Source organism: Arthrobacter sp. Hb9-2 (assembly GCF_059091165.1).
The window spans coordinates 1-22885 of the sequence record NZ_JBNHGJ010000012.1; the positions used below are offsets into that span (position 1 = coordinate 1).

General features: G+C 62.8%; 25 protein-coding genes. 15 read left to right on the forward strand and 10 right to left on the reverse strand.

What is annotated here, in order from left to right:
• Positions 1-404: 404 nt before the first annotated feature.
• From AC5RV1_RS08840 to AC5RV1_RS08850, 3 genes are read left to right on the forward strand one after another with little or no spacing between them, the layout of a single operon-like run.
• Positions 405-671, forward strand: a complete 267-nt coding sequence (locus AC5RV1_RS08840) for a glutaredoxin family protein (protein WP_493994231.1) — start codon at positions 405-407, stop codon at positions 669-671.
• A gap of 5 nt (positions 672-676) precedes the next feature.
• Entirely contained in the window at positions 677-1606 is a 930-nt protein-coding gene (locus AC5RV1_RS08845; protein ID WP_493994232.1) for a single-stranded DNA-binding protein, read from the forward strand.
• Positions 1606-1872 carry a ParB family protein gene (locus AC5RV1_RS08850; RefSeq protein WP_174181080.1) on the forward strand — a complete coding sequence of 89 codons (267 nt, stop codon included), beginning with the start codon at positions 1606-1608 and terminating at the stop codon, positions 1870-1872. Before AC5RV1_RS08845 ends, AC5RV1_RS08850 begins: the two co-directional genes overlap by 1 nt.
• A 99-nt stretch (positions 1873-1971) precedes the next feature.
• On the opposite strand, the gene AC5RV1_RS08855 is transcribed toward AC5RV1_RS08850, so the two are convergent.
• Positions 1972-2772, reverse strand: a complete 801-nt coding sequence (locus tag AC5RV1_RS08855) for a peptidase M56 family protein (RefSeq protein ID WP_493994233.1) — start codon at positions 2770-2772, stop codon at positions 1972-1974.
• On the reverse strand, positions 2769-3383 hold the full coding sequence (locus AC5RV1_RS08860) for an RNA polymerase sigma factor (protein ID WP_493994234.1): 615 nt from the start codon (positions 3381-3383) through the stop codon (positions 2769-2771). Before AC5RV1_RS08860 ends, AC5RV1_RS08855 begins: the two co-directional genes overlap by 4 nt.
• Before the next feature lie 238 nt (positions 3384-3621).
• Between AC5RV1_RS08860 and AC5RV1_RS08865 the strand changes: the two genes are divergently transcribed.
• The 4 genes from AC5RV1_RS08865 to AC5RV1_RS08880 all read left to right on the forward strand — a co-directional run bounded on the left by AC5RV1_RS08865 (position 3622) and on the right by AC5RV1_RS08880 (position 7050).
• Positions 3622-4281: a hypothetical protein gene (locus AC5RV1_RS08865; protein ID WP_493994235.1), complete on the forward strand. Its 660-nt coding sequence runs from the start codon at positions 3622-3624 to the stop codon at positions 4279-4281.
• Between the two features lie 2 nt (positions 4282-4283).
• Positions 4284-5321 carry a hypothetical protein gene (locus AC5RV1_RS08870; RefSeq protein WP_493994236.1) on the forward strand — a complete coding sequence of 346 codons (1038 nt, stop codon included), beginning with the start codon at positions 4284-4286 and terminating at the stop codon, positions 5319-5321.
• 62 nt (positions 5322-5383) lie between these two features.
• Positions 5384-5980: an ATP-binding cassette domain-containing protein gene (locus AC5RV1_RS08875; RefSeq protein ID WP_493994237.1), complete on the forward strand. Its 597-nt coding sequence runs from the start codon at positions 5384-5386 to the stop codon at positions 5978-5980.
• Positions 5977-7050 (forward strand): hypothetical protein, encoded by a 1074-nt coding sequence (locus tag AC5RV1_RS08880; RefSeq protein ID WP_493994238.1) that lies wholly within the window; start codon positions 5977-5979, stop codon positions 7048-7050. Before AC5RV1_RS08875 ends, AC5RV1_RS08880 begins: the two co-directional genes overlap by 4 nt.
• Positions 7051-7070: 20 nt before the next feature.
• Here the strand turns inward: AC5RV1_RS08880 and AC5RV1_RS08885 are convergent, their stop codons facing one another.
• From AC5RV1_RS08885 to AC5RV1_RS08900, 4 genes are all read right to left on the reverse strand, one after another.
• On the reverse strand, positions 7071-7214 hold the full coding sequence (locus AC5RV1_RS08885; RefSeq protein WP_493994239.1) for a hypothetical protein: 144 nt from the start codon (positions 7212-7214) through the stop codon (positions 7071-7073).
• Positions 7215-8224: 1010 nt separating this feature from the next.
• Positions 8225-9610 (reverse strand): site-specific integrase, encoded by a 1386-nt coding sequence (locus AC5RV1_RS08890; protein ID WP_493994240.1) that lies wholly within the window; start codon positions 9608-9610, stop codon positions 8225-8227.
• 407 nt (positions 9611-10017) lie between these two features.
• Entirely contained in the window at positions 10018-10338 is a 321-nt protein-coding gene (locus AC5RV1_RS08895) for a helix-turn-helix domain-containing protein (RefSeq protein ID WP_174181064.1), read from the reverse strand.
• Positions 10339-10342: 4 nt separating this feature from the next.
• Complete coding sequence (locus tag AC5RV1_RS08900) at positions 10343-11425, reverse strand: tyrosine-type recombinase/integrase (RefSeq protein ID WP_493994241.1); 1083 nt, start codon at positions 11423-11425, stop codon at positions 10343-10345.
• Positions 11426-11859: 434 nt separating this feature from the next.
• Between AC5RV1_RS08900 and AC5RV1_RS08905 the strand changes: the two genes are divergently transcribed.
• From AC5RV1_RS08905 to AC5RV1_RS08920, 4 genes are all read left to right on the forward strand, one after another.
• Positions 11860-12051, forward strand: coding sequence for a hypothetical protein (locus AC5RV1_RS08905; protein WP_350005471.1), 192 nt, complete (start codon positions 11860-11862; stop codon positions 12049-12051).
• Between the two features lie 223 nt (positions 12052-12274).
• Positions 12275-12529 carry a hypothetical protein gene (locus tag AC5RV1_RS08910; RefSeq protein WP_493994242.1) on the forward strand — a complete coding sequence of 85 codons (255 nt, stop codon included), beginning with the start codon at positions 12275-12277 and terminating at the stop codon, positions 12527-12529.
• Between the two features lie 15 nt (positions 12530-12544).
• Complete coding sequence (locus tag AC5RV1_RS08915; protein ID WP_493994243.1) at positions 12545-12814, forward strand: ParB family protein; 270 nt, start codon at positions 12545-12547, stop codon at positions 12812-12814.
• Positions 12815-12816: 2 nt separating this feature from the next.
• A complete protein-coding gene (locus tag AC5RV1_RS08920; RefSeq protein ID WP_493994244.1) occupies positions 12817-13104 on the forward strand; it encodes a helix-turn-helix domain-containing protein in 288 nt (95 codons plus the stop codon).
• Positions 13105-13628: 524 nt separating this feature from the next.
• On the opposite strand, the gene AC5RV1_RS08925 is transcribed toward AC5RV1_RS08920, so the two are convergent.
• Positions 13629-13937: a hypothetical protein gene (locus AC5RV1_RS08925; protein WP_493994245.1), complete on the reverse strand. Its 309-nt coding sequence runs from the start codon at positions 13935-13937 to the stop codon at positions 13629-13631.
• Positions 13938-14205: 268 nt separating this feature from the next.
• On the opposite strand from AC5RV1_RS08925, the gene mobC reads away from it, so the two are divergent.
• Genes mobC through AC5RV1_RS08940 form a run of 3 tightly spaced genes read left to right on the forward strand, consistent with a single transcriptional unit; the run spans position 14206 to position 17503 of the window.
• On the forward strand, positions 14206-14598 hold the full coding sequence (mobC, locus tag AC5RV1_RS08930) for a plasmid mobilization relaxosome protein MobC (RefSeq protein ID WP_493994246.1): 393 nt from the start codon (positions 14206-14208) through the stop codon (positions 14596-14598).
• A 4-nt stretch (positions 14599-14602) separates the two neighbouring features.
• Positions 14603-16240: a relaxase/mobilization nuclease domain-containing protein gene (locus AC5RV1_RS08935; protein ID WP_493994247.1), complete on the forward strand. Its 1638-nt coding sequence runs from the start codon at positions 14603-14605 to the stop codon at positions 16238-16240.
• A 30-nt stretch (positions 16241-16270) separates the two neighbouring features.
• Complete coding sequence (locus tag AC5RV1_RS08940; RefSeq protein WP_493994248.1) at positions 16271-17503, forward strand: hypothetical protein; 1233 nt, start codon at positions 16271-16273, stop codon at positions 17501-17503.
• Between the two features lie 54 nt (positions 17504-17557).
• Here the strand turns inward: AC5RV1_RS08940 and AC5RV1_RS08945 are convergent, their stop codons facing one another.
• The gene (locus tag AC5RV1_RS08945) at positions 17558-18190 is read right to left on the reverse strand and encodes a helicase associated domain-containing protein (protein ID WP_493994313.1); all 633 of its coding nucleotides are present in this window, start codon (positions 18188-18190) and stop codon (positions 17558-17560) included.
• Positions 18191-18527: 337 nt separating this feature from the next.
• Between AC5RV1_RS08945 and AC5RV1_RS08950 the strand changes: the two genes are divergently transcribed.
• A complete protein-coding gene (locus AC5RV1_RS08950) occupies positions 18528-19322 on the forward strand; it encodes a PDDEXK nuclease domain-containing protein (RefSeq protein ID WP_493994249.1) in 795 nt (264 codons plus the stop codon).
• Between the two features lies 1 nt (position 19323).
• Here AC5RV1_RS08950 and AC5RV1_RS08955 read toward each other — a convergent pair whose 3' ends face one another.
• Positions 19324-21618 (reverse strand): tyrosine-type recombinase/integrase, encoded by a 2295-nt coding sequence (locus AC5RV1_RS08955; RefSeq protein ID WP_493994250.1) that lies wholly within the window; start codon positions 21616-21618, stop codon positions 19324-19326.
• Positions 21615-22769, reverse strand: coding sequence for a tyrosine-type recombinase/integrase (locus AC5RV1_RS08960; RefSeq protein WP_493994251.1), 1155 nt, complete (start codon positions 22767-22769; stop codon positions 21615-21617). The genes AC5RV1_RS08955 and AC5RV1_RS08960 overlap by 4 nt, the downstream gene beginning before the upstream one ends.
• Positions 22770-22885: the final 116 nt, after the last annotated feature.

Consider the following 22885-nt stretch of genomic DNA (forward strand, 5'->3'; position numbering starts at 1 on the left):
GGCAAAACGACACCAGGGCCACGTTCGTCCGAAGTCACAGCACCAGCCTGACAGCCAGTCTCGGACCGGCTGTCAATAACACTCCCAGACGACACCTATTCAGCACTCCCACTCCAGCCGGGTGCGCACATCACCCCACCTCCTGGGGACTTTCTCAGGCACAGGGGGGCTGGACATTGGGGAACCTGCGGGGATGACCACAGTCGCCGGCGGCGCCACCCCACCCTTCGTCTCCGTGGTTCAGGCCCGCACGAAATTGCATACTTCCCGAAACAAAAAGGCTCCTAAAAACTCCTGGAATAAGGGGTAAGAGCCCTATTCATTCAGTTGAATGATTGCTAAAATTGAAGTAGCAAGTCAGCCAGACGAACGAAACTCATTTGATACGAAACCAGGTGCTGAAAATGACTGCAACACCGACCGCTTACACGGTCTACACCAAACCCGAGTGCCCCAACTGCGAGAAGACGAAGGACTACTTCGACTCCAAGGGCATCACCTACACGGCCGTGGACATCACCGAAGTGCCGGCAGCGCTGGAGTACATCACCGCCGAACTCGGCTATTCCCAGGCGCCCGTCGTTGTGAACAACGCTGACGACGAGGACCACTGGTCGGGCCTGCGCCGCGACAAGCTTGTCCAGGCGGCCATGAGTCACAAGGCAGCGTGAGGACCGTGACCACCCCGCGCCCGGTCGTCGGGTACAAACTCAGCCCACGGATCCCGTTGGAGGTGGACCTGTTCCGGCAGGTCAACCCCAGCGGCAGGATTCCCACCGACGTTGTGGACCCCTACGTTGTGAAATCCGCCATTGTGGAACCCTACGTTGAGGACTTGTATGACGGCTTCGCCTTCCCAGACCAGGGATGGGATGACCGGTACCTTGAGGCGATCCACTGCGCCCCGCTCGGGGACGGCGGGCTCTGGGACGCGCACACTGCGAACCAGTACCAACCCAACGACCTCACCCACGAGGAACCGGGTGGGACCGAACCTCAGAACGAACCCACAACACACACCGAGAACATCACCAGCACACGAGGAAAAGGAACCATCATGGCCGGCGAAACCACGATTACTGTGATTGGAAACCTGACATCAGATCCAGAGCTGCGCTTCACTCCGAGTGGGTCGGCGGTCGCGAACTTCACCATCGCTTCAACGCCCAGGACCTTCGACCGTCAGTCCAGCGAGTGGAAGGACGGGGAGACATTGTTCCTCCGGGCCAGCGTCTGGCGGGAAGCGGCAGAGAACGTGGCCGAGTCCCTGACCAAGGGCATGCGCGTCATCGTCACCGGCCGGCTGAAGTCCCGCTCCTACGAAACCAAGGAAGGCGAGAAGCGCACCGTGATCGAACTCGAAGTCGATGAGATCGGCCCCTCGCTGCGGTACGCGAACGTCCCCCGTGGGTTCACTAAAAGTGAAGCGTCTTCCGGCGCGAACCCAAGTCCAAAAAGTGCGGTAAATGATGGTGCCCCGGTGGACGGGTTCACTATCAGCGACCGGGAGTTCGCCGACGACGACCCGTGGTTCGGCACGGAGGCGAACCCGGCCGGCAGGATCAACGTTCCCGGCCCGCCGGTGAGCCGGCATGGTGGTGAGTAGTGGGGGCTAAGAAGGTCGCAGCCTTCACGCCGTACTTCACGGAAGATGAGGCTGGCCAGGTCCGCGCGGCGTTCCTGGCCGGCGGCGCCCCGGAGGGGTACGCCTCCGTGTCGGACCTCATTGTGGCAGCAACCATGCGCGAAGTCAGGCGCCTGCAGCGCAAGCACAACGCCGGCAAGAAATGGCCTGGCCTCCCCGCTGGAGCGCTGCGTCGCGGCCGCCGGACCCGCGAAGAAATCCGCCAGCAGAACGCGGAGCGCACGTAGGGTAGGCCTCTTCCCAGGCTGCCTCTTATGCCGAACGCCTACTGGGACAGTCACGATCGTGAGCAAGCGTTGGCTCGTTTCGTTTGCCTGGGCGTCCTGTCATGGTCTTGGAGAAGGGGACGGATAGGAGGGTATGCCGCCTCCAGAGCCTGCCGCCAGGAAGACGCCGACCTTGGTTTCGCCGTCACTAAGGAACACGGGGATCTCGCGTGGAGGGCGTGGGGTGTTGAAGTTCTTGACGGCGTCTTCCGGGCTCGTGGGCCTCGGGCCTCCGTTAAGGTCGCGGGCGTAGGCGTATCCGGATTGCCCGTTGGTGGCCATGACCGCGATCAGGTCTGGGGTTCCGTTTTCTGGGCTTTCGACGCCGTAGGTTTCACCCTTGGCGTTGACACCCAGCGGTGTCCGCTCCTGTTTCACATATTCTGCGGTGAGCCGCCAGCGGGCCTCGGGGTCAGTTTTGATCGTGACACTGTCCTGGCCGGGGGCAAGGCTGATGGTGTAGCCGCTCCAACCCAGTCTGTCGCTTGCCGCATCCTCCTCCGAGCAGTTACTGGTTGCGCCGTCCGGAAACTCGAACCAGCCAGGGGTCAGGCACCAGAATTCCATTTGAATCCCCGTGGTCCCTTCAGGGGGATTACCCAGCTCAACCGTTGCTGTGCCCGTGTAGGTGGTGGTCACGGGTGAAGCCAAGGGAGTTACTTCCTGTCCACCGGGAATCTGAAACAACCCGGCTGCGGCCGCCCCGATACCGCCGAGCAGGCATGCGCCCGCTAGGGCACCGCCTCCAAGCCAGAAACGGGTGTGCTGCCGTGTCTGTGCCGGGGACGTTTGGTGGACTTGGGCGACTAGTTCTGCCCTGAGTGCGTTGCTGAACCGGTCATCGACATGGAGCTGGTTCATGACCGTTCTCCTTCCAAAACTGCAGTTGGGTTGCTGCGGGCAGGAGTGCCTGCGCCGGTGCTGCCAGTGAGGGCAGCTTTCATCCGTTGCTTCGCCCGGTGTATCCGCGTTTTAGCCGCGCCGGGAGTCATGTTTAAAACGGCTGCTGCGGCAGCGAGTGGATAGTCCTCGAAAACGACCAGACTCACCAGGTGCAGGTCCTCGGCGTTGAGCGTTCCGAGAGCTTGGGCGAAGTCCTTGTCCAGGCTCTCTTGGTGGCCGGCGAAAAGGTCAGCCTCTAGGGGCGAGGACTCTTCGGTGCGCGGTAGTGAGTCCAGCAGTTTCCGGTAGCGGACGGCAGCTCGCCCGTTGTTCCGGGCCATGTTCGTTGTCGTAACGAGTAGCCAGGGAAGTATTGACCCTTCTACTACCCGAACTTTGGCGCGCCGCCGCCAGAGTTCAAGGAAGGCTGCAGCCATGACGTCTTCGGCGTCGTGATGGTTACCCGCGAGCCGGTAAGCGTGACGGAACACCCGGTCACGATGCCTGTCGTACAGCACGCCAAATGCCTCGCCGTCACCGCTCAGGCTGCGGGACCAAAGGCTGTCCTCGTCACTTTCAAGGTTCCCCATGCCCTGTATTGTCCGGGACAGCAGAAAAGGTTACACAGAACCAAAGAAATCTTCGGAAAATCTTTTGGCGAACCCTAAACGCTCACGTTCAGGGTTCCTGGTTTGTAACGGACATCCATGCGCTTTTCTATGAGGGACATCGGTGGCGCTACGGTTGTGGGATGGGGGAATTAGCAACGCGGGGACAAAGACAAATACTGGTGCTGGACGCACTGTTCGGTATGGCTGAGGTTGGACGGTGAAATTGTCCACGAACTTCCGGTCTCTTGTATCCGCGTTTGTTATTGCCTCTGTGCTCCCAATGATCGCCGCTTGCTCGGGCAGCGATCAGGGGGACTCGGAGCGTCGAGTTATTGCCGAGAATTTCAGTGAGCTTGTCAGCACTGCGCTTGGTGACCCCAATCTTCAAGAATTCGACAGAGAGGTCCTTGAACGGGCTGAGCGTACGGGACGTATCGAGCAGGCTGACTACGACGAGGCCTACAGTCGTTTCGCTCAGTGCATGGAAACGTCGGGAGAGCCCGTAGCCCTGACCAAACTCAGTAATGGTCTGTACCGGGTGGAGAACGCTCCTCTTTCGGATGGCGAGACGATTGAATCTGCAATGTCGACCGTGACTGCGTGTTCGGAAGGGACAATTAGCCGGTTGGGTGAGCTGTACGGCATTCAGCAGGGAAACCCTGAGTTGCTCGCTAATCCTTATGAGATCGCGTACAAGTGCCTTGAGTCCAAAGGCCTTGTTGATTCTGACCTTCCTCTTGAGGAGTTTCAAAAGACGTTCCGCTCCCCAGGGGATGGGGAAAGTACCCTCGAGGAGCGAATGCCCTTTGACCCTTATGGCGATGAGGCGCAGGCCTGTTTCGCCGGGGCCAATATGAGCATCGGCAAGGCGCCCTGAGGATGGCCAAGACCTCCTGGTTGCCGTACACGCTCGTCGGGGCTTCCAGCGCGGCGGCAGCTGCACTGGCGGTGCTCGGGGCGACGGCGCTTGTTCCGCCCGCCACGCTGAGCCAAGCCGCTGAAGCGAGATCCGCGGCGGTCACCCTCACGCAATTCCGGGACGAGCGCATGGCCGCTGCAGAGATCGAGGCCGCGCAGCCCGTCGCGGCGACCCTGGGCATCTCCGGTACGGTCACCTCCTCGGAGTGTGTCCCGGGCGCCGAGATGGCATCGGGCAAAATCGTGGCTTCCGTTAGTGGCCGACCGGTTTTGGGGTTGCATTCTGATGTGCCGTTCTATCGGGACATCGGACCCGGGACAGAAGGACCGGACGTCAACGCGCTCCGCGCACAGCTCTCGGCAATGAAATACGAGGTGGCCGGGGAAGGTGCTTACGCCGCAGACCTCAGGGCTGCCATCCTCAAGCTGCAGAGCGACTTGGCGCTCGAGAACCGCGACGGCGTCCTCCATCAGGAAGACATACTCTGGCTTCCCGACAACAGCGTTCGTGTTCAATCATGCGATGCGCTCCTGGGGTCCCAGTACACTTCCGGAGCACCATTCATCACCACTGCCGGCAAGCTCCAAAGCTTGCGTGTGGTGTTCCCCGCCAACCAGGCGCCGGCCCCTGGCGAGCGGCAGGTCCTGTTTGGGAGCGTGTCCGCACCGATGACAGCGGATGGTCTCGTCACCGAAGCGAAGTTCCTGACGGAGGTCTCCCGCAGCCCGGACTTTGCAGCCGCCCAATCAAGCAGCAGTCCTAAACCGGTGAGCCTCAAGACGGCGCTGACCTCGCCCCTTGAAGTGGCCAAGGTCCCTGTCTCCGGGGTCTTCGGAGCTCGCGGGAATGCCGCCTGCGTCAAGTCTCCGGACGGTACTACACATCGCATCACCACGGCGGGGTCGAGCGCTGGATCCGTTCTGGCCACATTCGAGAACGAGGTACCCAAAGCGATCCTTCTCGGCACCGCTATCGGGTCCAACGAATGCCAAAACTAGAGACAGCCTCAGCCCCCGATTCAGTCCAGCCTGGATCCGCACGATCGCTTTGTCTAAGGGGCGTGGGGCACAGCTTCGTTGATGGTCATTTTCTGTTCCGCGGCCTGGACGCAGAGTTCAGAGCCGGTGCGGTATGGGGTCTCCGCGGGCCCTCGGGCTCCGGAAAATCCACCCTGTTGTCCATCCTCTCCGGCTGGGAATCCCCCACAGAAGGGTCCGTGGAACGGGCCGGTATCTCCACGGTCCGCTGGGTGTTTCAGAACCCCCTCGGCGTGGCCCAGCGAACCGCTCTTGATCACGTCGCATTGCCCTACCTGGCAACAGGGCTCTCCCGAGACCACAGCGAGGAACTGGCCCTTGAACGACTTGCCGACTTCGGGCTGGAGAACAGTGCCGACAAGCGCTTCTCGCTGCTGTCGGGCGGGGAAGCCCAGCGTCTGATGCTTGCCCGGGCAGTGGCCGGAAACCCGGATCTCATCCTGGTCGATGAGCCAACCGCCCAGCTCGACAGATCCACAGCGGCCACCGTCAATGCCGTGCTCAGCGGACTGGCCCGAAGCGGCGCCGTCGTCATCGTTGCCAGCCATGACCAGAACACACTGGAGGCCTGCACTGAAGTCCTTGACCTAACGAAGTACGGGCAAGGAAGTACGACGTGATGCGCACGCACGAGGTCCTTCGCGAGGCCTGGCGCAACATACACAGCGGGGCAGCAAAGGCGGGCTGGCTGTCGGCCGCGCTGATACTGCTGGTCACACTATTGTCGGTGGCGGAAATCTCCACGATCGCAGCACTTGACCAGCGGGCCCGGACCTATCACGACGCCGGCGGCTCAGTACGGGTCCTAAAAGTTGAAGCCGGCATTGATCCGCAACGATGCGATGCGCTTCCGACGACGACAGGGATCCTCGCGTCCGGGGCAGTGCGAACGGTTGCCCCAATCGGCATCACAAGCCTGGCGGGCATCGCAACCCCCACGTTCGAGACGACACTAGGCTTCCAGACCATCCTCGGACTAGAGCCAACCCTGGACTCCGGCGTCCTGATCTCCGAACCCCTCGCTAAACGCTGGCAAGTCCATGCCGGGGACACGCTGGAAACTGACAAAGGGCCCATGCCCGTTGCGGCCATATTCCGCTACCCAGAGGACGATGGACGCGACACCCGCCTCGCCAACGCCGTTCTGATCCCCACACTCGGACAAGGGACGTTTGACGAATGCTGGGCCGACGTCTGGCCCTCCACAGCTGCTTTCGACCCTCTCATCCGCGCCTCCCAAGCCACCAGCACAGGAGAGGCAGCCGCATCCATCGCCACGCTCAACCCCACCCTCGGCCAGGTATTCACCGGAGCTGACGAATACCAGGACCGCATCACACGGTTCACCCCCGCCGCTGCAGCCGCCATAGGACTTGCCATCGGATTCGTCGGAGGGGCACGTAGACGTCTCGAATACGCGTCCTCGCTCCACGCCGGAGTATCCGCCCGCCACCTCACCCTCATCACCCTCATAGAGGCAACTGTGTGGGCGGGAATCTCGGCCCTCGTCGCCACGGCAGGGGCAGCCTTCATCGCACGGTTTGGCACCCCCTGGGTCGCTGAGGCCCTGTACGGTCACCTGCTTGTCACGGGTGGAGCAGGGGCCATCGGCGCAATCACCGGAAGTCTGCTCGTAGCAGCCTCCAGCCGCGAGGCCCGGCTGTTTAAGTACTTCAAAGAACGCAGTTAAGCGTTGCCGTCCGTAACGCTTTACGGATCCTGCCTGACGAGTTCGAGGACATGGGCATAATTTTGTTCGAGTGTGGGATTCGGAGTAGCCAGGCGCTGCAGGGCGATGTGGACGACGTCGATGGCCACATTTCTGGTTACACGAACCAGAGGGTAGCCCTCCACAACCACTTCCTAGTGGGCGCCGGGAACAGTGTGGGTGAGGAGATCTCCGTAGAACATTCCGATAGGCCGGGCAAGCTCAGCCGCCAAGCCATCATTAATGGCTTGATCAAGAGTGGCTAGGCTTTCTGCCTTTCGAGGCAGTGTTTGGCCTCGCTCTTGGAAGTAGCTGCGGAGTTCGTCATATCCGCCAACGTTAGTTGGAGGGGGTGCTACGGCTTCCGAGGTGACTGGCTTATATTCCGCATAACTTCTCGGCATTCCTGCAGGCAGTTTCTGCAGGGGTTCGCCTGAATCATCCGGAGCGCTCATCTGGTTATCGTAGTGCTGCAAATTTGCAATTGGGGCCCAGCTTCCCTGAGTAGATTCCGCCCGCGCCCCGGCCTTCTGAAAGGCATGCTTCGCCGCCACGCGTCCTGTGGGGGGTGAATCCGCACTTCGTCCCGTAAGCCGGTCCTTCACCGGGGCGCCTAAGGCGGAATTGACCAACCCACCAGGATGTTCTCGTGGATCGGAGGGGCTGCACCAAGGAAGCAAATTTTCAGTGGCTCCTGTGCGATGCAATGTTCTCGACCGTTTTAAGGTCAAGAACATCTGTAGCCAGCGTTGCCCTGAAGGACCATGAGTCCGACACCTGACGTGCGGCAGAATCAAAGAGTTCTTGGGCTTTCAAAGACCGGCCCGATTTCGCTAACTTGTTGGCTCGCTGAAGCAAACTTATTACCGACTGGAGCGATAAGTCAGATGCGCCTGTAGGGCGCTCCTCCTTTGCGAGTTGCAATTCCTCGGTCAAAGAGGCCAGGAGGTTTTCGATCTGCACAGTCATTGCTCCACTCAAGTTAGATCCCAGTCATCAAATCAGCGTAACCGGGGACAACTGCCCCTGCCCGTAAGTCGGTCCTTCAAAGGAGAGACCCTCACCACCTGCGCTGTTGATTTCCCCTGATTGTCGAAGGATCCCGTAGGACCCGTCCGGTGCATCGTCCGCTGGGGTAACCCATGCGCGGCACGATTCAACTTGTCGAGAGGATCAGGACGTGGCCCCCTGTTGACGCTTTGTGCTGGTGATGGTGGCCCGAAGGTGTGGCGTTAACCGTTTGGAGGCCTGGGTGGGCCAGGACGGTGGAGTAGCGGTTCGCTCCGGCGATGCTCAGGCCGAACATGTCGCAGATACGGCGGAGGTCGCCGCCGCTGGCGTGCAGTTCGTACAGGATCCGGTCCTCGCGGGCTTGTTGGACGGTCATCCCCATGGAGGTGGTGATCCATTGGACGCCGACAGGGGCGCTGTCCAGGGCGGTGCGCCTGCTGATGAAGACGTGCGGGTTCCTCGTCGATGGCCAGTTCTGTTCCCGGTAGGCCAGCCAGACGGAAAGCCGGTCCCGGACCGGTTGGGCCAGCGGGATGGTGCGCTGGTCCAGATGGAGGCGCCCGTCGTGGATATCGGTCAGTTGCAGCTTGCGCAGTTGTCCGGATCTCAGTCCGTGAAAGGCCACGATCGCTGTGAGTGCTGCCCCTGCCGGGTTTGTGGAGTTGATCGCGTCGCGCAGCTGGGCGGAGGCCAGAGGCATCGGGTGGCGGGTTTCATGGGTGCCGGTTCGTATCGGGCCGATTGGGTTGAAAAATATGACGCGGTGGCCCTTGAGGACACGGAACAGACAACGTAGTCCTTGCCCCATAGCAGCCCGCGGGTTACCGGACGGGGGAAGGACGTCCTTGACATGTTCCGGCGTGATTTCCCGAAGGGAGGTTTGTCCGGAAGCGGCCCAGGAGTGCAGGGCGGGCAGTGACCAGCGCAGGTAGAGGCGGGTTGTTGTTTCCGAGCGGGGTTTGCTGCGGGGTGGGGTGCTGCTGCCGTTGAGCATGATGGTGTACCAGCTGTCGAGTTCGTTCCTCATCTGCTCCGGCAGCTCAGCTGTCGCGGTCTTGAACCATTTGTCGACGGCGGGTTCCCGGTCGTCTTCGAGCAGGCCTGCGGCCGCGCAGACTTCCAGGAGCCGAAGAGTTGTGATTCCTATGCCCTGCAGACCGAGGATGTCCGTCGCGCGCAGTGGTGCCCCGGGAGTGTCCTGCAGGCCGAGCGCGATGGCCAGTCCGCGGCGTGTCCTTTTGGTGTGTGTCAGGCTCCACCCGTGTTTGCGGGCGTGCTCGGTCAGGAGTTGATCCAGGAAGGCAGCCATTCTCGGTTCGGCCGGCGGGGGGAAGCCGTGGGCGAGGCCGTTGGCAAGGTCGCGGGCCGCCGGGAACAGGGTGAGCTGGCGATGGGTGACGGGCGTGAACGCTGGCGCGTGGACCGCGTTGGGCGGTTCTTCGCGCTTCCGGCGCGTGCCGCGGTGTTGGCCCACGCTGGCATGTCGGAGGTTGGCCAGGAACAGTTGCTGCCCGAACCGGTTTGCCTTCAACAGATCAATGCCGCCTTTCCTGCCTCCGCTGGTGATGAACTGGCTCCAGCAGAGCCGACACGCCTGGTCGTCATTGATGGCGGTGTCCGCGGAGCAGGCTGTGCATTTCCCTCGTGGGTGCTTCTTCCGCCAGTGCCGGCACGCTTCGCAGAGCCATTGATGGGTACTTGTCACGCCCCAGGCGTGGCAGTCCCTGCAAGCACCCGCCTGTTGAGGTGCACTGCGGTGGCATCGGTCGCACAGGCCGGCGGAGTAGTAGCTGTCAGTGCGTCCGCAGCGCCGGCATGGCGGCGGGGTGTAGGGTCCTCCTGGCATACAGCCGTAGCAGAACTTTGTGCGCCGCGGGGCGCTCCACGCGACCGGCCGCTGACCGCAGATCGTGCATGTGGGAGGTGGATGGGATCCGCTCATGCCGGGGGCTTGGACCGGTTTCGCCCGAGCCGGGGAACCACGGATGGCACCGAACCGGCTGCTGCGGCGTGCGCTTTTGGTGGGCGTGCAGCGGCGACCTTCTCCGGTTCACGGATCAGCAGTTCAGTTGGCGAGCAGTTGAGCACGGAGCAGATGATGTCGAGGTCTTCAAGGCGGATCGTGGTAGGGGTACCGGTCCAGAGACCTGACATTTTGCCCGCACTGATTTCAAGGCCGGCATCGGCAAGCTGGCGGCGCAGCTCGGTCGACTTCCAGATTCCGCGCTCCGCGGCGACCATCCGTAGATTCCAACGCATCCTGTCACTCTCCTGTCAGCCGGGCGGCCACTCGTTCATTTGCGACGGCCCATGCATGGTTAATGTGGTTCTCATGGACATGGATATACCGGGTTGTGGTCGACAGCCATTCGTGTCCCAGCAGTTCCTGCACTGCCTTCAGGTCAAGGCCGCGAGCATAGAGGGAAGACGCGCAGTAGTGGCGCAGCCCGTGCGGACTCAGCCGCCCCTTCCAAGAAGGTAGCCAGCGTTCCACGGCCCCGGCCAGCCCGGCACGGAGAGCATCGTCACCGGCCCGGGCACAGCCACCCGTGTGACGGTCGCGCCGCTCGCTCGGAAGCAGCGGAGCATCAGGGTCCAGGTAGTCGTCGCCAAATTGGTGACGAACATCCGTGAACCACCAGTCCAGCAGCCCATCGACGGAATTGATCGCGGGAACAAGCCGGGGTTTCGGGCCGCGGCCGCGGCTGCCCTTCCCGAAACGGACGTGGAGCTTGCCGTGGTCTCCGAGGTCCGGGCGCCAGTCCTTGACGTCGAGCATCACAGTCTCGTTGATCCGCAGTCCGGCCCGGCGCCAGAGGGAGGCGGCCAGATAGTCACGGGCAGCGGGCAGGTACTTTCGTGCGGTGGGCAACGCATCACGCCACTGCGCGAAGAGAGCCTCAACTTCAGGGTCGCTGGGCGGGACCCGGGCGGACGGTGAGGAGGAACTCGAGGGACGGTTGAACTCGTCGATCGGCTGCGTGAGCACATAACCGGTCAGGGCATGGACATCGCCCTGATATCTCGCGATCAGGAAATCGAAGAACCGGGCAAGAGTTCCTGCCTTGCTTTCCCGCGTGCCCCGCGCCTGTCGCCGCTGGTGCCGCAGATACGCCAGGAACCGGTCGGCATCGGACGGCGAGGCCGTCCAGACAGGCTGCCCTAGAAATCGGGCGAACTCGAAGATCACCGAACGCTCTGTCCGGACGAACTGGTCAGTGAGACCCGCACCAACCTGGGCCAGCGCAAACTGATCCACAAGTTCCTGCTCGAAGTCCTCCTCGTCCTGTGAAGATTGAAGTGCCCGGCTGAACCCGATGGAGCGGACAGCGGCAAGCACCATCATGCACCCCTAGGTTCGGCAATACATCGCACCGATCATGAATATCACAGAAGCTTCAGGAATCATGAAAATATTTCAAACATCACACAGCGAGGCAAAATGAGTGGTTTCGGCGATTATCCGCGCGGATCAGGGGATCCCGCACTCCGACATAAACTCACGGGATTCGGGACAGCCAAGGTCAACCGCAGCCAGCGCAGCAACCAGGGCGGACAGGCTGGCGGTGGTTTCGGTGGTTCGGGGAACGGCAGTCAGGGGGGTCAGTCCCAGCCGCAGGATGACCCGTGGGGCCTGCCGACTGCTAACGCTAATGCCGGCGGTGGCTGGGGCAACGGCCCCGACTCGGAACCCCCGTTCTAACCGCTCCACCTGTCGGGGTCAGCAGATACGCTGACCCCGACAGGCTTCACTCTTACCCTTCAATGACAGGATCCCGAATGGCCGAGAACTTGCCCACCTTTGAAGAAATGCGGGCCCGCGCTTTCGCGCTCCTGGGGGACGCCGAGGACGAGCTTCGTTCAGACTGGCAGCCCGGGACTGGACCTACCGCGGAACAAGGCCGAGCTGCCACTGAAGCCAAGCAAGCCATCGCCCAGGCTAAAGCCGCCCTCGACCGTGCCGGCCGCTGACAAACTACGAGCAAAGGACACAGCTATGACTCATGCAGATGACCTACGCGCCTGGGCAAAGGGCATGTACGCAATCGAGGCAGCCACAGAGTTGCTGATACGCGGCTTTGGTGGGAAGTTTGCTGGCCCCGGTAACCCGTGGGTGCACACCAGCTCTGAGCCGCAAGGACCCGGTCAAGCTAGCGCATGGATCGACTTCGCAGTTATCCCGGAGGAGACGGGCGTGCTCTCCGGTGGGGAGCGTCGGTTCCTGTCGTTGGCTGCCTCGCTGGCGGAGGACGTTCCCGTCGCGCTTGGAGACGTGGTCTCGGGGCTCGACAGGGAGAACCTTAACCTTGTCCTGGCCGCTATCGCCCATGCCGGCGGCAGCCACCAGCACTCCGATGTCCGCTCTAATCAGAACGGGTCCATGTCACTGGGGAAGGGTTACCTGGACAGCCTGCACCCTTGGCCGCCGGTGCTGCGTGCAGTCCAGTAAGGCCAGGGTGTGGTGATGGCGAAGCCAAAGAAGATTGCGGCTTTCACGCCCTACTACACCGAGGAGCAGGCCGAGCAGGTCCGTGCCGCTTTCGTGAATGCTGGCCAGCCCGAAGAGGGTGACGCGAGCGTGTCGGACTTCATTGTCCGGGCCAGCATGCGTGAGGCGAAGCGCCTGCAGCGTAAGTACAACGGCGGCAAGCCGTGGCCGCCGGTGAAGGCCGGGGAGTTGCGCCGCGGGCAAAGAACTATGGATGAGATGCAGCGCCGGAACGAGGACGCGTAGCGATGGGAAAGTGGACCGAAGAAATGAACCAGGCGAAAGTCCCGGCGTCGGTGCCGTTCCCGAGGATGCTCACGCTGGATGAGGTTCAGGAGGTCCTGAACCTCGGCAAACCACTGGTCTATGCGCTGGTCAAAAGCGGCGAGCTGAGGGCCGCGCAATTCGGCGGCAGGGGCATCTGGCGGGTACGGGAAGACGACCTGGCGGCCTACATTCAAGCCGCCTATGAGAAGACCGCAGAACGCATCGCCTCGGGGCAGATCCCGGAAGGCGATGCACCCGGCGACGGCTAAGCCAACCAGCGCCCAATAAAGGATCAAGGCCGGCACCCACGGGGTGCCGGCCTTCGTCGTCTTGGTCGATGTTTGTGATGCCTGGGATGTGCAGTTGGTGCCATTGCTTGGATCACGCGGGCCTGCGGTACCTGGTGGTGACGAGCACCGCCCTGCAGCTTGTGGTTGCCACCGCCGGTGACCCGGAAGGTGGCCCCCTGAGCGCCTTAAGGGCCTCCCACTGACCAGAGTCCCCTCGCTACCAAAGTCGCCGCGCTGGGTGGACGGGTGTTGTCCCTGCCGGCCAACCCGACCCCCGGGTCGGGTTGGCCGGCGACGCTGGTCTTGGTCCATGGGGGAGGGCTCCGTTGGTGACTGCAGCGTTCCCAGGCTGTGCACATTCGCCGGTCCCGGTGGTGACATGCCTGCTGGTGGTGTCCTGGCGTTTGTGTGCAGCCGGTCAGGTGGGTCCGGTCGTCCACATGTGTGCGGGAAAAGCCCGAAGGTTTCAGCTTTTGCCGTGCCCATGTGGGCGAGGGGCAAGCCTACTCAGCCCCGGTAACCCCAGCATCGGAGGACGGGGAGCCCTCGTCGGAGGTGCGGGTGGTGGCCGGCTTCCGGCGGCGCGCTGCGGCGCCGGACTCGAGCCCGAGCTTCTTCAATTCCTCGGGGCTCCACCCGTCCTTGGTGGCGCGCACGTAGGCGCGCTTGTCTTCACGTTCAGCGTCGGCGAGTTGCTCGCGCAGGTCGGTGATCCGCTGCCTGGTCTTGACCAGGTTCGTGACGGACTCGATGCGCGAGTCCAGGAGGGCGCGGGCCTGGTTGCGGGTCCGTTCAATATCGATGGTTGGCATGCCCCCACCGTAACCACAGCGGAGGCCGGTTGTGGGGGAGCGACGCGCAGCGGCGGTCCAATTCGCAGCCACGATCCCCAGCCGGAGCCCTGAAACACGGGTGAGCCGCCTCGACGGAGCAAGCTATACATTTACGGGGTCGTAACTGGCGTGTCGCTCCCGGCCCTGTAGTTGTTCGCTTGGCACACTGGCTTGTGTGGTCCCCGGTTTCGGGGTCGCTGCGCTGGGCTTTTGAACTGCTGAGCCGTTTGAGGGATTGGGGGAATACGTGTCTGAAGCGAATGAGAAGTCGCGCTCCAGGCTCTCGAAGCGGCGGCGGGCGAATTCCCCGGCGGGGACGAAGAAGCGCCGCGGTGTCTGGGTGACCGCGGAGGAGGAAGCGGCCCTGATCGCGAAGGCTGCCCGGCAGAAAGTCACGGTCCCGAACCTGCTGCTGACCGCTGCTCTGTCGGAAGGCTCGGAGACGCCGACCGAGCGCAGGGCTGCGATGGCCGAACTGATGGCGATCCATACGTTGTTGGCCCGGGTGTCGAACAACGTGAACCAGATCGCCCGGCACGCGAACGCCGGAGATGAGTTCCCCCAGGACGCCAAGGCTGCGCTGGCGTATGTGTGCGAGGTTGCGATGCGGATCGACAAGACGATCGAGGGGCTGATGTAGGGCGATGATTCCGAACATCACCCGCGGCTCCCGGATGTCAGGGCTCATGCTGTACCTGGCCTCCACAGACACGGATAAGACGAAGAACGCGCACACCGACCCGCACCTGGTGGCCGGGGACGCGGCCATCATGGCCTGGTACGACGACGGTGTCCTGGACAAGGACGACGCGATTGCCATCGCGAAGCATTTGGACCAGCCCCGCAAGGCCTTCGGCGTCGAGGTGCTGCAGAAGGATTTCCGCTGGGACCCGGTTACGAAACAACGCGTACCGAACGGCCACAAGCAGGCCGATGTGTGGCACTGCTCCCTGAGCCTTCGCGCCGAAGAAGGGGCCCTGACGGATCAGCAGTGGGGCGACATGGCGAACGACTTCGTCGACGCCATGGGGTTCACCGAGGCCAGCGGAAAAGCCCAGTGCCGGTGGGTGGCTATCAACCACGGAACGTCTGAGAACGGCAACCACCACATCCACATCGCCGTGTCCCTCGTCCGCGAAGACGGCACCAAAGTCTCCACCCACGGCGACTACAAACGCGCCCAACAGACCTGCCGCGAACTGGAAACCAAGTACGGGCTCGAAGAGCTCTCCAGTGTGCACGCCACCCGCGGCTACGACCGGGCCGAGAAGGCTACCGCCGTCAGGGACGACCGCGAAATGCACCGTGCCTCCCTGGCCCGGAAGGTGCGCGCCAGCGCCAGCGCGTCAGCCACCGAAGCGGAGTTCGTCCGCCGCGCCCGGGACACCGGACTGTTGCTCCGTCCGCGCTATGCGAAGAACACCACCGACGTCATCGTTGGCTACTCCGTCGCCGAGCGCCCCAAGCCGGGGGAGCGTCCTATCTGGTTCGGCGGCGGCACGCTCGCGTCGGACCTGAAGCTCGGTGCATTGCGTGGGGAATGGATGGACTCACCGCACCTGGCTACCGAGGCGGCAGCGGAATGGAACGCGGCCGCGCGCAACAAGCGCAAGGTCTCCAGGACCGGGCCCGAGAACGCCACCCCTTCAGCTGATGTGTGGGTGGAATACACCCGCAACGTCACAGCACTGGCCGACCAGCTGCGCACCATTCCGCGGGACGATCACGCAACCTGGGCGAAGGCAGCGCGTGAGGTGTCCGGTGCCTTTGCAGCATGGTCATACCGGCTGGAGGCTACGCCAGGGCCGCTGGCCGCCACAGCTGCCGAACTGTCCCGCACAGCCCAACTTCGGGCACCCCGGCAGCACGGGAAGCCGGTCGCACTACCCTCCATTGCCGGCACGGCCATGTTGTTCATGGCAGCGTCGAGCAAGGACAAAACGGCCGCGCAAACAGCGCTCATGGTGCAGCTGATCAACACCGCCTTCGCGGTGTACGAAATGCACGCCCAGTCCGGCCGGGCCCGGGAAGCCCAACGCATCCGATCAGTGGTCGAAAACCAGCTGGCCCCGTTCACTGCGACGATGCCCAAGGCCGTTCCTGTGGGAGCGGGACAGCAGCCGGCCGAAGCGGCTGCGGTGCCGCCGAGGGCAGTTGATATTGCCCGCCGCGGCATGGCACCCATCCGCCCGGGTTCGGTGATTCCCACGACACCCATACCCGCAACACCAGCGAAGACCTATCAGCCCAGCCGCGATACCGGGCCGGGACTCGACCGATAAGAATCACACCACCAGTGCAAGGGGAACACCATGAGTGAATCAGACGGCATCGACGACGTTCTCGACAACGGAATGCGGCAATCCCTGATGATCGCCTCACGCATCGCAGAGACGATGGCCCGCGGCAGACAGGAAGCCCAGCGACAGCAGGAACACCAGGACTCCCAGGCGGCACAAGAAGCACAGGCGCGCCTTAGAGCTGAACGCAGCTCAGCCCTCGCCGTCCTCGCACCCGTACAGAAGGATGAGTGGTGGGACAAGGCCCAGCCGGCGGACATCGCCGCAGCACACGCCGTCGCTGAGGGTTGGAAAGACCATGACCCCACCGCCCTTGAAGCCTCTGCGAAAATCCGCGAGGAAGTCCTCGCCCGGTACGGTATCGACACGCACGATGTCGGCACGGACACCGCCTACCTTGAATCGGGGATTGCGACTATCGCAACCGAGAAGGCCCGGCTGGACGAGCTGGCGCGCAGCCAGGAAGAAGCACGGAAAGCCGCTGCCGAACACGAGAAAGCTATGCAGCTGATCGCGGCTGCGCAAGCAGAAGAACTTCGAGCCCAGGCGACGAAACTGGCACCTGAAATGGAGCGCCACCAAGTACCCGTGGAGTACCTGGCCAACCCCGAGCTGGCACAGGCCCTGCAGCGCGCCCACAACGCGAAAACGCCCAAAGCTGCTGCGGCTGCAAACGCGGACATCGAAGAGCGCCTGTTCCTCATCGGCAAGGACGGCATCAACGGCCCCGACATTGAGCAGCTGCGCAAAGAAACCACCGCGAACATCAGCGGCGCCGGCCAGTCCCACTTCAACGATCCCCAGTTCGTGAAAGCAGCCAAGGAGATGCACGAAGCCAAGCTCCTGGCCGAGGGCGGATTCACAGGCTCTCAAGTGGCATCAATCGAGCAGCGGTATGAACGGGCCGAAAAGGAACTCTTCGCCCGCCTTGAAGGCCTCGGCCGAGAGATCGAAAACAGCGTCACAGGCAACGACAGCAGCCAAGTTAAAGACCAGGCACTCAAAGCAGAAACCGCATCAGCTACCGGCTACGGCTCAGCCGAACACCACGCAAAATTCGCGGAATCCCTCGAGAACACCGGCGCCAACGAAGCCCAGATCCGGGGGCGGCTCACTGCGGCACGCAGCGAAGGCACCCACCCCAGCGCAGCCGTCACCATGGGCAAAGGCGCGGCCAAGGCCAGGAAGAGCCGTGCGGGGGCAGCCGTGGGAGCCGAAAGGTCTAAGGGCGGACCCAGCCGATAAACACGCGAAGGCAAACAAGGGGGAGGGGCCCGCAGCGCCTCCGTTTCGCATGGTCTACCTGTCGCCAGGGATTTGTGGTGTTCGTCGTGGTCGGCGGCCACGTGGCCGGCCCGCGCGCCATCCTGGCAGGACCTCATTCAGCAGAGACCCCTTCTCCGGGGCCAGCTTTCCTTGGTTGTAGTTGATCCGCTGGGCGTGGAGCCACACGCCCACGAGGCGTTCGTCCGCATCCGGGGTCTTCTGATGACGCGGCCACTCACCGCCGGCATCCCGGATGTCCTTCACCTGCTGCAAGCGCTGCTGCCACCGGGCCTCGTCCTCGGCCTTCCGCTTGGACGCCAGGTGCCAACCGGGAATTACATCCAGCCCGTCCCGGACAGCGGGGGAGAGGGTGCCCGCCTGCGCTTCCCTGCGCCGGAGGTAAAGCCACCTGCCCAGCGTCGCCTCACTAGGTGACTTCACATGGGCCGATGGCAGCCGGCCGAAGGTGCTGTAGAAGTCGACAACGTCTTGCATCATCCGCAGAGCCGCCGCGGATGGTCCCACACGCTTCGGCAGCGCAGCCGCGTGCTCGGCTTCGAGCTCCGGTTCGAGCTTCTTCGCGACCTGCAGGTGATAGCGCACTGTGGTGGCGGGAGCTGCGTCCAGCACCGCGATCCTCGAGGGAGGGATACCCCTCCGGTACATGGCCACCCACTCAGGGTGCGGAGCAGCGCGTCGACTGTCCCTCATGCCTCGTGAAACTCAGCCACGGTCATCCCCTAACGTTCTCCTTCAAACAACCTATAAGGGGATCCCGCGCGTGGCCTTCCAACAATGCTGGAAAGGCAACAAACACGCCCATCTTGCGTCAGCCAGCGGACAGTCACTGGAGAACAACCGGCGCACACCACAGACCCGGGGCTAGGCTGCGCGCGGCCCGAAGTGAGGGAGCAACGCGAGTACGGCAGCCCGGAATACGCGCCGGCAAGGGCAGAACGGGGAGCAACCCGGCATGTCCGTGGCCATCGATAGGATCGAAACCATGACTGATGCCCGTGACCTGGCCCTTCCCAACGGCTACACCGACCTCCTCGGCGAGCTCAAGAACCGTGTACGGGCCGCCCGCATACAGGCACTGCGCACCGTGAATACTCAGCTCATCGAGCTGTACTGGTCCATCGGGAAAACCATTTTGGAACGCCAAGAGATCGAGGAGTGGGGGAGTAAGGTCATGAGCCGGCTGGCCGATGACCTTCGGGCGGAATTCCCTGATATGAAGGGCCTTTCCCGCTCCAACTTGTTCTACATGCGCGGATTCGCCACGGCTTGGCCGGAACCAATTGTCCAACAGGCCGTTGGACAATTGCCATGGGGTCACATCACGGTGCTGTTGGACAAGCTTGACTCGCCGGAGGCCCGCTCCTGGTACGCCTCGGCGGCGGTTGAATACGGCTGGTCTCGGAACGTCCTACTGAACATGATCATGAACAAAACTCTGGAGCGCACCGGGGCGGCGCCCTCCAACTTTGTCCAACGGCTTGTTGGACCAGACTCGGAACTGGCGCAACAGGTGGCAAAGGACCCCTACAACTTCGAATTCCTCGGCCTCTCCGGCGAAGTAGCCGAACGCGACCTCGAAAACGCCCTCACCAGCAGAATCACGGAAACTCTCCGCGAACTGGGCCCGGGATTCTCCTTCGTCGGCCGCCAAGTTCACTTCGACGTCGACGGGGACGACTTCTACGTCGATCTCCTGTTCTTCCACATCGAACAATCCCGATTTAACTGCACTAAGGGTTTGTGTGGGCTGGGGCAGGAGTTTGTTTTAGCTGCCTGACCTAGTGTGCGTTGTAGAGTTCGGCGCCATCGCTGACCCGTTCGTTGATTTGGGTTGCCTGGACTTGCTTCTCCCGGATGTGGCGCAGTGATTCCTCGAGCGCGGCGACTTCGCCGAGCCACGTCTTTCGCTTGGCCTCCTCGAGACGGGCGACCGCGTTCGTCTCCAGCTCGTGCAGCCGTGGTAGCTGAGCCGGGTCGACTTGAAGCATGGGGCAGCGCACACAAGCATGTTCATGGATGCAGGGAGTGCCGTAGGGGCGGTGGCATGTTCCGAGGGCAACCCTCCTGAGGGTGAAGTGGTTTTCGAATTCCGCCCATTCTTCCGAGGTCGGATCCCGGTACTCCTGAGAGGGCCGGAAGACTCGTCGGTTGTCGATGAAGGTGCGGTAATTTTTGATGACCTGCTCGGGGTAGACGGCGATGTAGCCCTGCGTCGTATTGAGGTTGAGGTGGCCGAGTAGGTGCTGGGCAATGTGGACGGGAAGACCACTGTTGACGGTTTCCGTTGCGAAGATGCGGCGCAGGTCGTGTGGGGTGAAGCTCAGCGGTGTTCCGTCGACGTCCCTGCAGTCCGTTTTGGCCGCCAAGGCCCGGAGGAGGCTCCGAGCACCTGCTGTGGAAAGTACCCGGGGGACTCCGCCAAGCCTGAGCTGGAAGAGATGAGGAAGCTTGGCTCCCCAACTGCGTTCCAGCGGGTCGAAGCGGCTCACGAGGGGAAGCGTGTCATCCGGTCCCTTCACCCTGCGAATAATGGTGGCCAGGACTGAGGCTAGTTCGGGGGAGGCCGGGATGAGCCGTTCCCTGTCGGTTTTCGATGGAGCGACGTGCAGCAGGACTGTAGCTTCTCCAGCAGTCGGATCGTAACGCCGGATGGAGGTATGGGTCAGTTCAACGAGTTCCTCAACACGCAGTCCTGTCAGGCGGAGGACCTCGAGAATCGCCCAGCTCCAAAACGCCGTTTCTTCCGCGCGGTGCAACCGTATGACCGCGCCAGTCTCCAGGTTCTCAACCGATGGCCACCCATTGTCCCGGTAGTGGCCGCGGACCACGCGGCGGTACGTCGTCCCCTGAATGGTCAGGAGTTCACCTTCCGCTGCCAGGGATGCTGCTTGGAGAAGAGCGGCCGTTTCGGTGCGCTCCTTCGCGGCCGCGGAGACGAGGGAATTTAGCCAAGGTGCAAGGGTTCGGGTGCGCTGATGCATATGCGACTGCCGTTGGTGCTTTTGCTTGGCCAGGCTGCTGGTTTCGCCCGCACTGACTGGCGACGGACAGGCCCACAGCGCCCACCGCTCGGGCTCTGCGATCGCCCACTGGGCAAGGTCGGTGTAGAACGCCCGCACCGCGGTCAGGTGCGCAAAGTAGTCTCGGCGTTCCCGGCCTCCAGGCAGGTACCGAAGGCGCTGCTTCCAAGCTGTCGCGGTGTCGTGCGGGAGCCTGATGGTGTCCTGCCCTGGATGATGGCGTTCAACGTCAGCCCAGAAGTTCCGGACCAGCATGCGGGTCAGTCCGACCAGCGACGAGTAATCGAGAGCGGCAGCTCTCTCCGTAAGGTAGTCGATGAGCAACGAACGGATCCTTGAGTTACTCACCCCGTACGCGTCGACGAGCTGTGGAACCGTGCGTTGTCCCTTCAGCAGCAGCGCACGGTAGTCGACGGGCTCCCCTAAAAGCGCCCCGCAGGCCTGGAGTGCTTGCCAGACCACGCCGACCGACCGGGTTCTGCCCAAGGCTTTCCATTCAGCTTCGGCACTAAGGAACTGTGATGCCGTGACACTCAGCAACGGGACGCCTGTGCGGATCCGCAGGAGGGTCATTGCGTTCAGGGCTGTCATTTTGGAGGTTTTCGACAGGCGAAAAGTACCGAGCTTTGCATCCAACAGGGCAAACGCTTCGGAGTCGACAACCCTTCTGTACGTGATGAACAAGTGCGGCGGGGTGGCGGTCCGCAGCCAAAACATGGACGGCCGGACGACGCCAAGAACGACAAGCGCGATCACGGCACTGCCTTGCAGCGACTTCCTATACGGAATGAGCTCCTGTTGCCCCCAGGACGTGCCGGCCTGGTCGCAACCTGCCGCAATCCAACGCTGCTGCCAGTTCTCGCCGGGGAAAGAGCCGAGCCATTCCAGGAGTTGGGCCAAACCTTTTGCTCGTTCCACCTGCCTTTTCCTGGTGCTTGGGAGCAGTTCGGCGGAGCGGGCAGTAATTTCGTTCAGGCTCCATTGGGCGCCGTCAGGGGTGGAGCGTGACACCCTAGGGGTCGAGATTTCCGGGCCGGTCACGGTGGCCGTCATGGCAAGGTACCGAAGAGTTCGGCCATGTCGGACGGGTCGTATCCCCAAGCGTGTGTTGGTGTTGAGGCAGGGGGCGCCCCGTGGTGCTGCAGGATGCGTTGAACCATGTCCTGGGTGTTGGTGTGGATGTATTTGGATGTCGTGGTGAGGTGCTTGTGCCTTAGGACGGCCTGTACGTCGGTAAGAGGGATGGACGGGTCATTGGCCAGCCGGGAGGCGCAGGTATGGCGGAAATCGTGCAGCGTTATGCCGGTTCCCAGGGCCTTGTTGACTCGTACCAGCATTGCCCGCAAAGCAGAGTATTGGAGTGGGCGGTAGGGCCGTCGAAGGGTACGCCACAGGGCGTCCTCAGGCGAGTTCAAGGGCATCTCGCCAAGGTAGAGCCTCAGCCAGGTCAATGAGTCCGGGGACGTGGGCACCCATTGGTAAGCGCGAGTCCCTTTGGATACGACCGCGATTGTCTGGCTGCCCCAGTCGACGTCCCGGGTCTTCATTCCGAGCAGTTCGCTTGCGCGGGCGCCTGTGGCGAGGTACATCGCCACCAGCGCTTTGTCGCGTGTTGAGGTCAGGGTCGTGAAGACCCGGTTTACGAGGTCTTGTGAAAGCGCCCGGGGTGCCCCGGTGACGACGCGCTGCCGGTATGGCGCCCGCTTCCGCGGCTGGTAAGGGGCCAGCGGATTGTGATGTTCGTATCGGCGCATCCCCATGGCAGCACTAGGTACCGGATTCGCGACCGGCCCCTGCCCCAGGCGGGCGTGATGTTCATAGAACACAAAAAGTACCGAGAGCATGTGGTTGATGGAGGTGGGGCTGTACGCCCGACTGCCTGCCTGATGTGGCTGCCTCATCCAGAGGACCAGGTCGCGCACGTCCTCGCGTGTCGCGGCGTCCCAGCGGATCCCGACGGCGGCCAGGAACCTCCACCAGCGAAGTAAGTCGAATGCGTAGGAACGAAGGGTCTGCGGACTGCAGTCATTAGTGCCCAGCGTGAGCAGGAAGTCATCGATGTCCTTGGCATCGGCGGTCAGGCCAATGACGCGCCATGGCAATGCCCTGTCCGCGGTCTTCGTGACGCGGCCGACCTTGGGCAAGTCCGCGCCCGGTAGAACACGCGAAGAATGGGACTCCTGACGGGAATCGGTCCAGTCCATAGCTGAGCCTTGCAGAACGGCAGGCCGTCGGCTGTACGACACTCCGCCGTGCGCGGAACCTAGGGTGGGCCGCCCCTTGTGCGCCAAAGCCGGCTGATCCTCTGCCTCCCGCCCAA

Bases quoted from the DNA above. Each gene is read 5' to 3' on its own strand.
- AC5RV1_RS08840 (WP_493994231.1), top strand. From the start codon at position 405: ATGACTGCAACACCGACCGCTTACACGGTCTACACCAAACCCGAGTGC.
- AC5RV1_RS08855 (WP_493994233.1), bottom strand. From the start codon at position 2,772: ATGAACCAGCTCCATGTCGATGACCGGTTCAGCAACGCACTCAGGGCA.
- AC5RV1_RS08860 (WP_493994234.1), bottom strand. From the start codon at position 3,383: ATGGGGAACCTTGAAAGTGACGAGGACAGCCTTTGGTCCCGCAGCCTG.
- AC5RV1_RS08870 (WP_493994236.1), top strand. From the start codon at position 4,284: ATGGCCAAGACCTCCTGGTTGCCGTACACGCTCGTCGGGGCTTCCAGC.
- AC5RV1_RS08895 (WP_174181064.1), bottom strand. From the start codon at position 10,338: ATGCGTTGGAATCTACGGATGGTCGCCGCGGAGCGCGGAATCTGGAAG.
- AC5RV1_RS08900 (WP_493994241.1), bottom strand. From the start codon at position 11,425: ATGATGGTGCTTGCCGCTGTCCGCTCCATCGGGTTCAGCCGGGCACTT.
- AC5RV1_RS08905 (WP_350005471.1), top strand. From the start codon at position 11,860: ATGGCCGAGAACTTGCCCACCTTTGAAGAAATGCGGGCCCGCGCTTTC.
- AC5RV1_RS08915 (WP_493994243.1), top strand. From the start codon at position 12,545: ATGGCGAAGCCAAAGAAGATTGCGGCTTTCACGCCCTACTACACCGAG.
- AC5RV1_RS08920 (WP_493994244.1), top strand. From the start codon at position 12,817: ATGGGAAAGTGGACCGAAGAAATGAACCAGGCGAAAGTCCCGGCGTCG.
- AC5RV1_RS08925 (WP_493994245.1), bottom strand. From the start codon at position 13,937: ATGCCAACCATCGATATTGAACGGACCCGCAACCAGGCCCGCGCCCTC.
- AC5RV1_RS08935 (WP_493994247.1), top strand. From the start codon at position 14,603: ATGATTCCGAACATCACCCGCGGCTCCCGGATGTCAGGGCTCATGCTG.
- AC5RV1_RS08940 (WP_493994248.1), top strand. From the start codon at position 16,271: ATGAGTGAATCAGACGGCATCGACGACGTTCTCGACAACGGAATGCGG.
- AC5RV1_RS08945 (WP_493994313.1), bottom strand. From the start codon at position 18,190: ATGTACCGGAGGGGTATCCCTCCCTCGAGGATCGCGGTGCTGGACGCA.
- AC5RV1_RS08950 (WP_493994249.1), top strand. From the start codon at position 18,528: ATGACTGATGCCCGTGACCTGGCCCTTCCCAACGGCTACACCGACCTC.
- AC5RV1_RS08955 (WP_493994250.1), bottom strand. From the start codon at position 21,618: ATGACGGCCACCGTGACCGGCCCGGAAATCTCGACCCCTAGGGTGTCA.
- AC5RV1_RS08960 (WP_493994251.1), bottom strand. From the start codon at position 22,769: ATGGACTGGACCGATTCCCGTCAGGAGTCCCATTCTTCGCGTGTTCTA.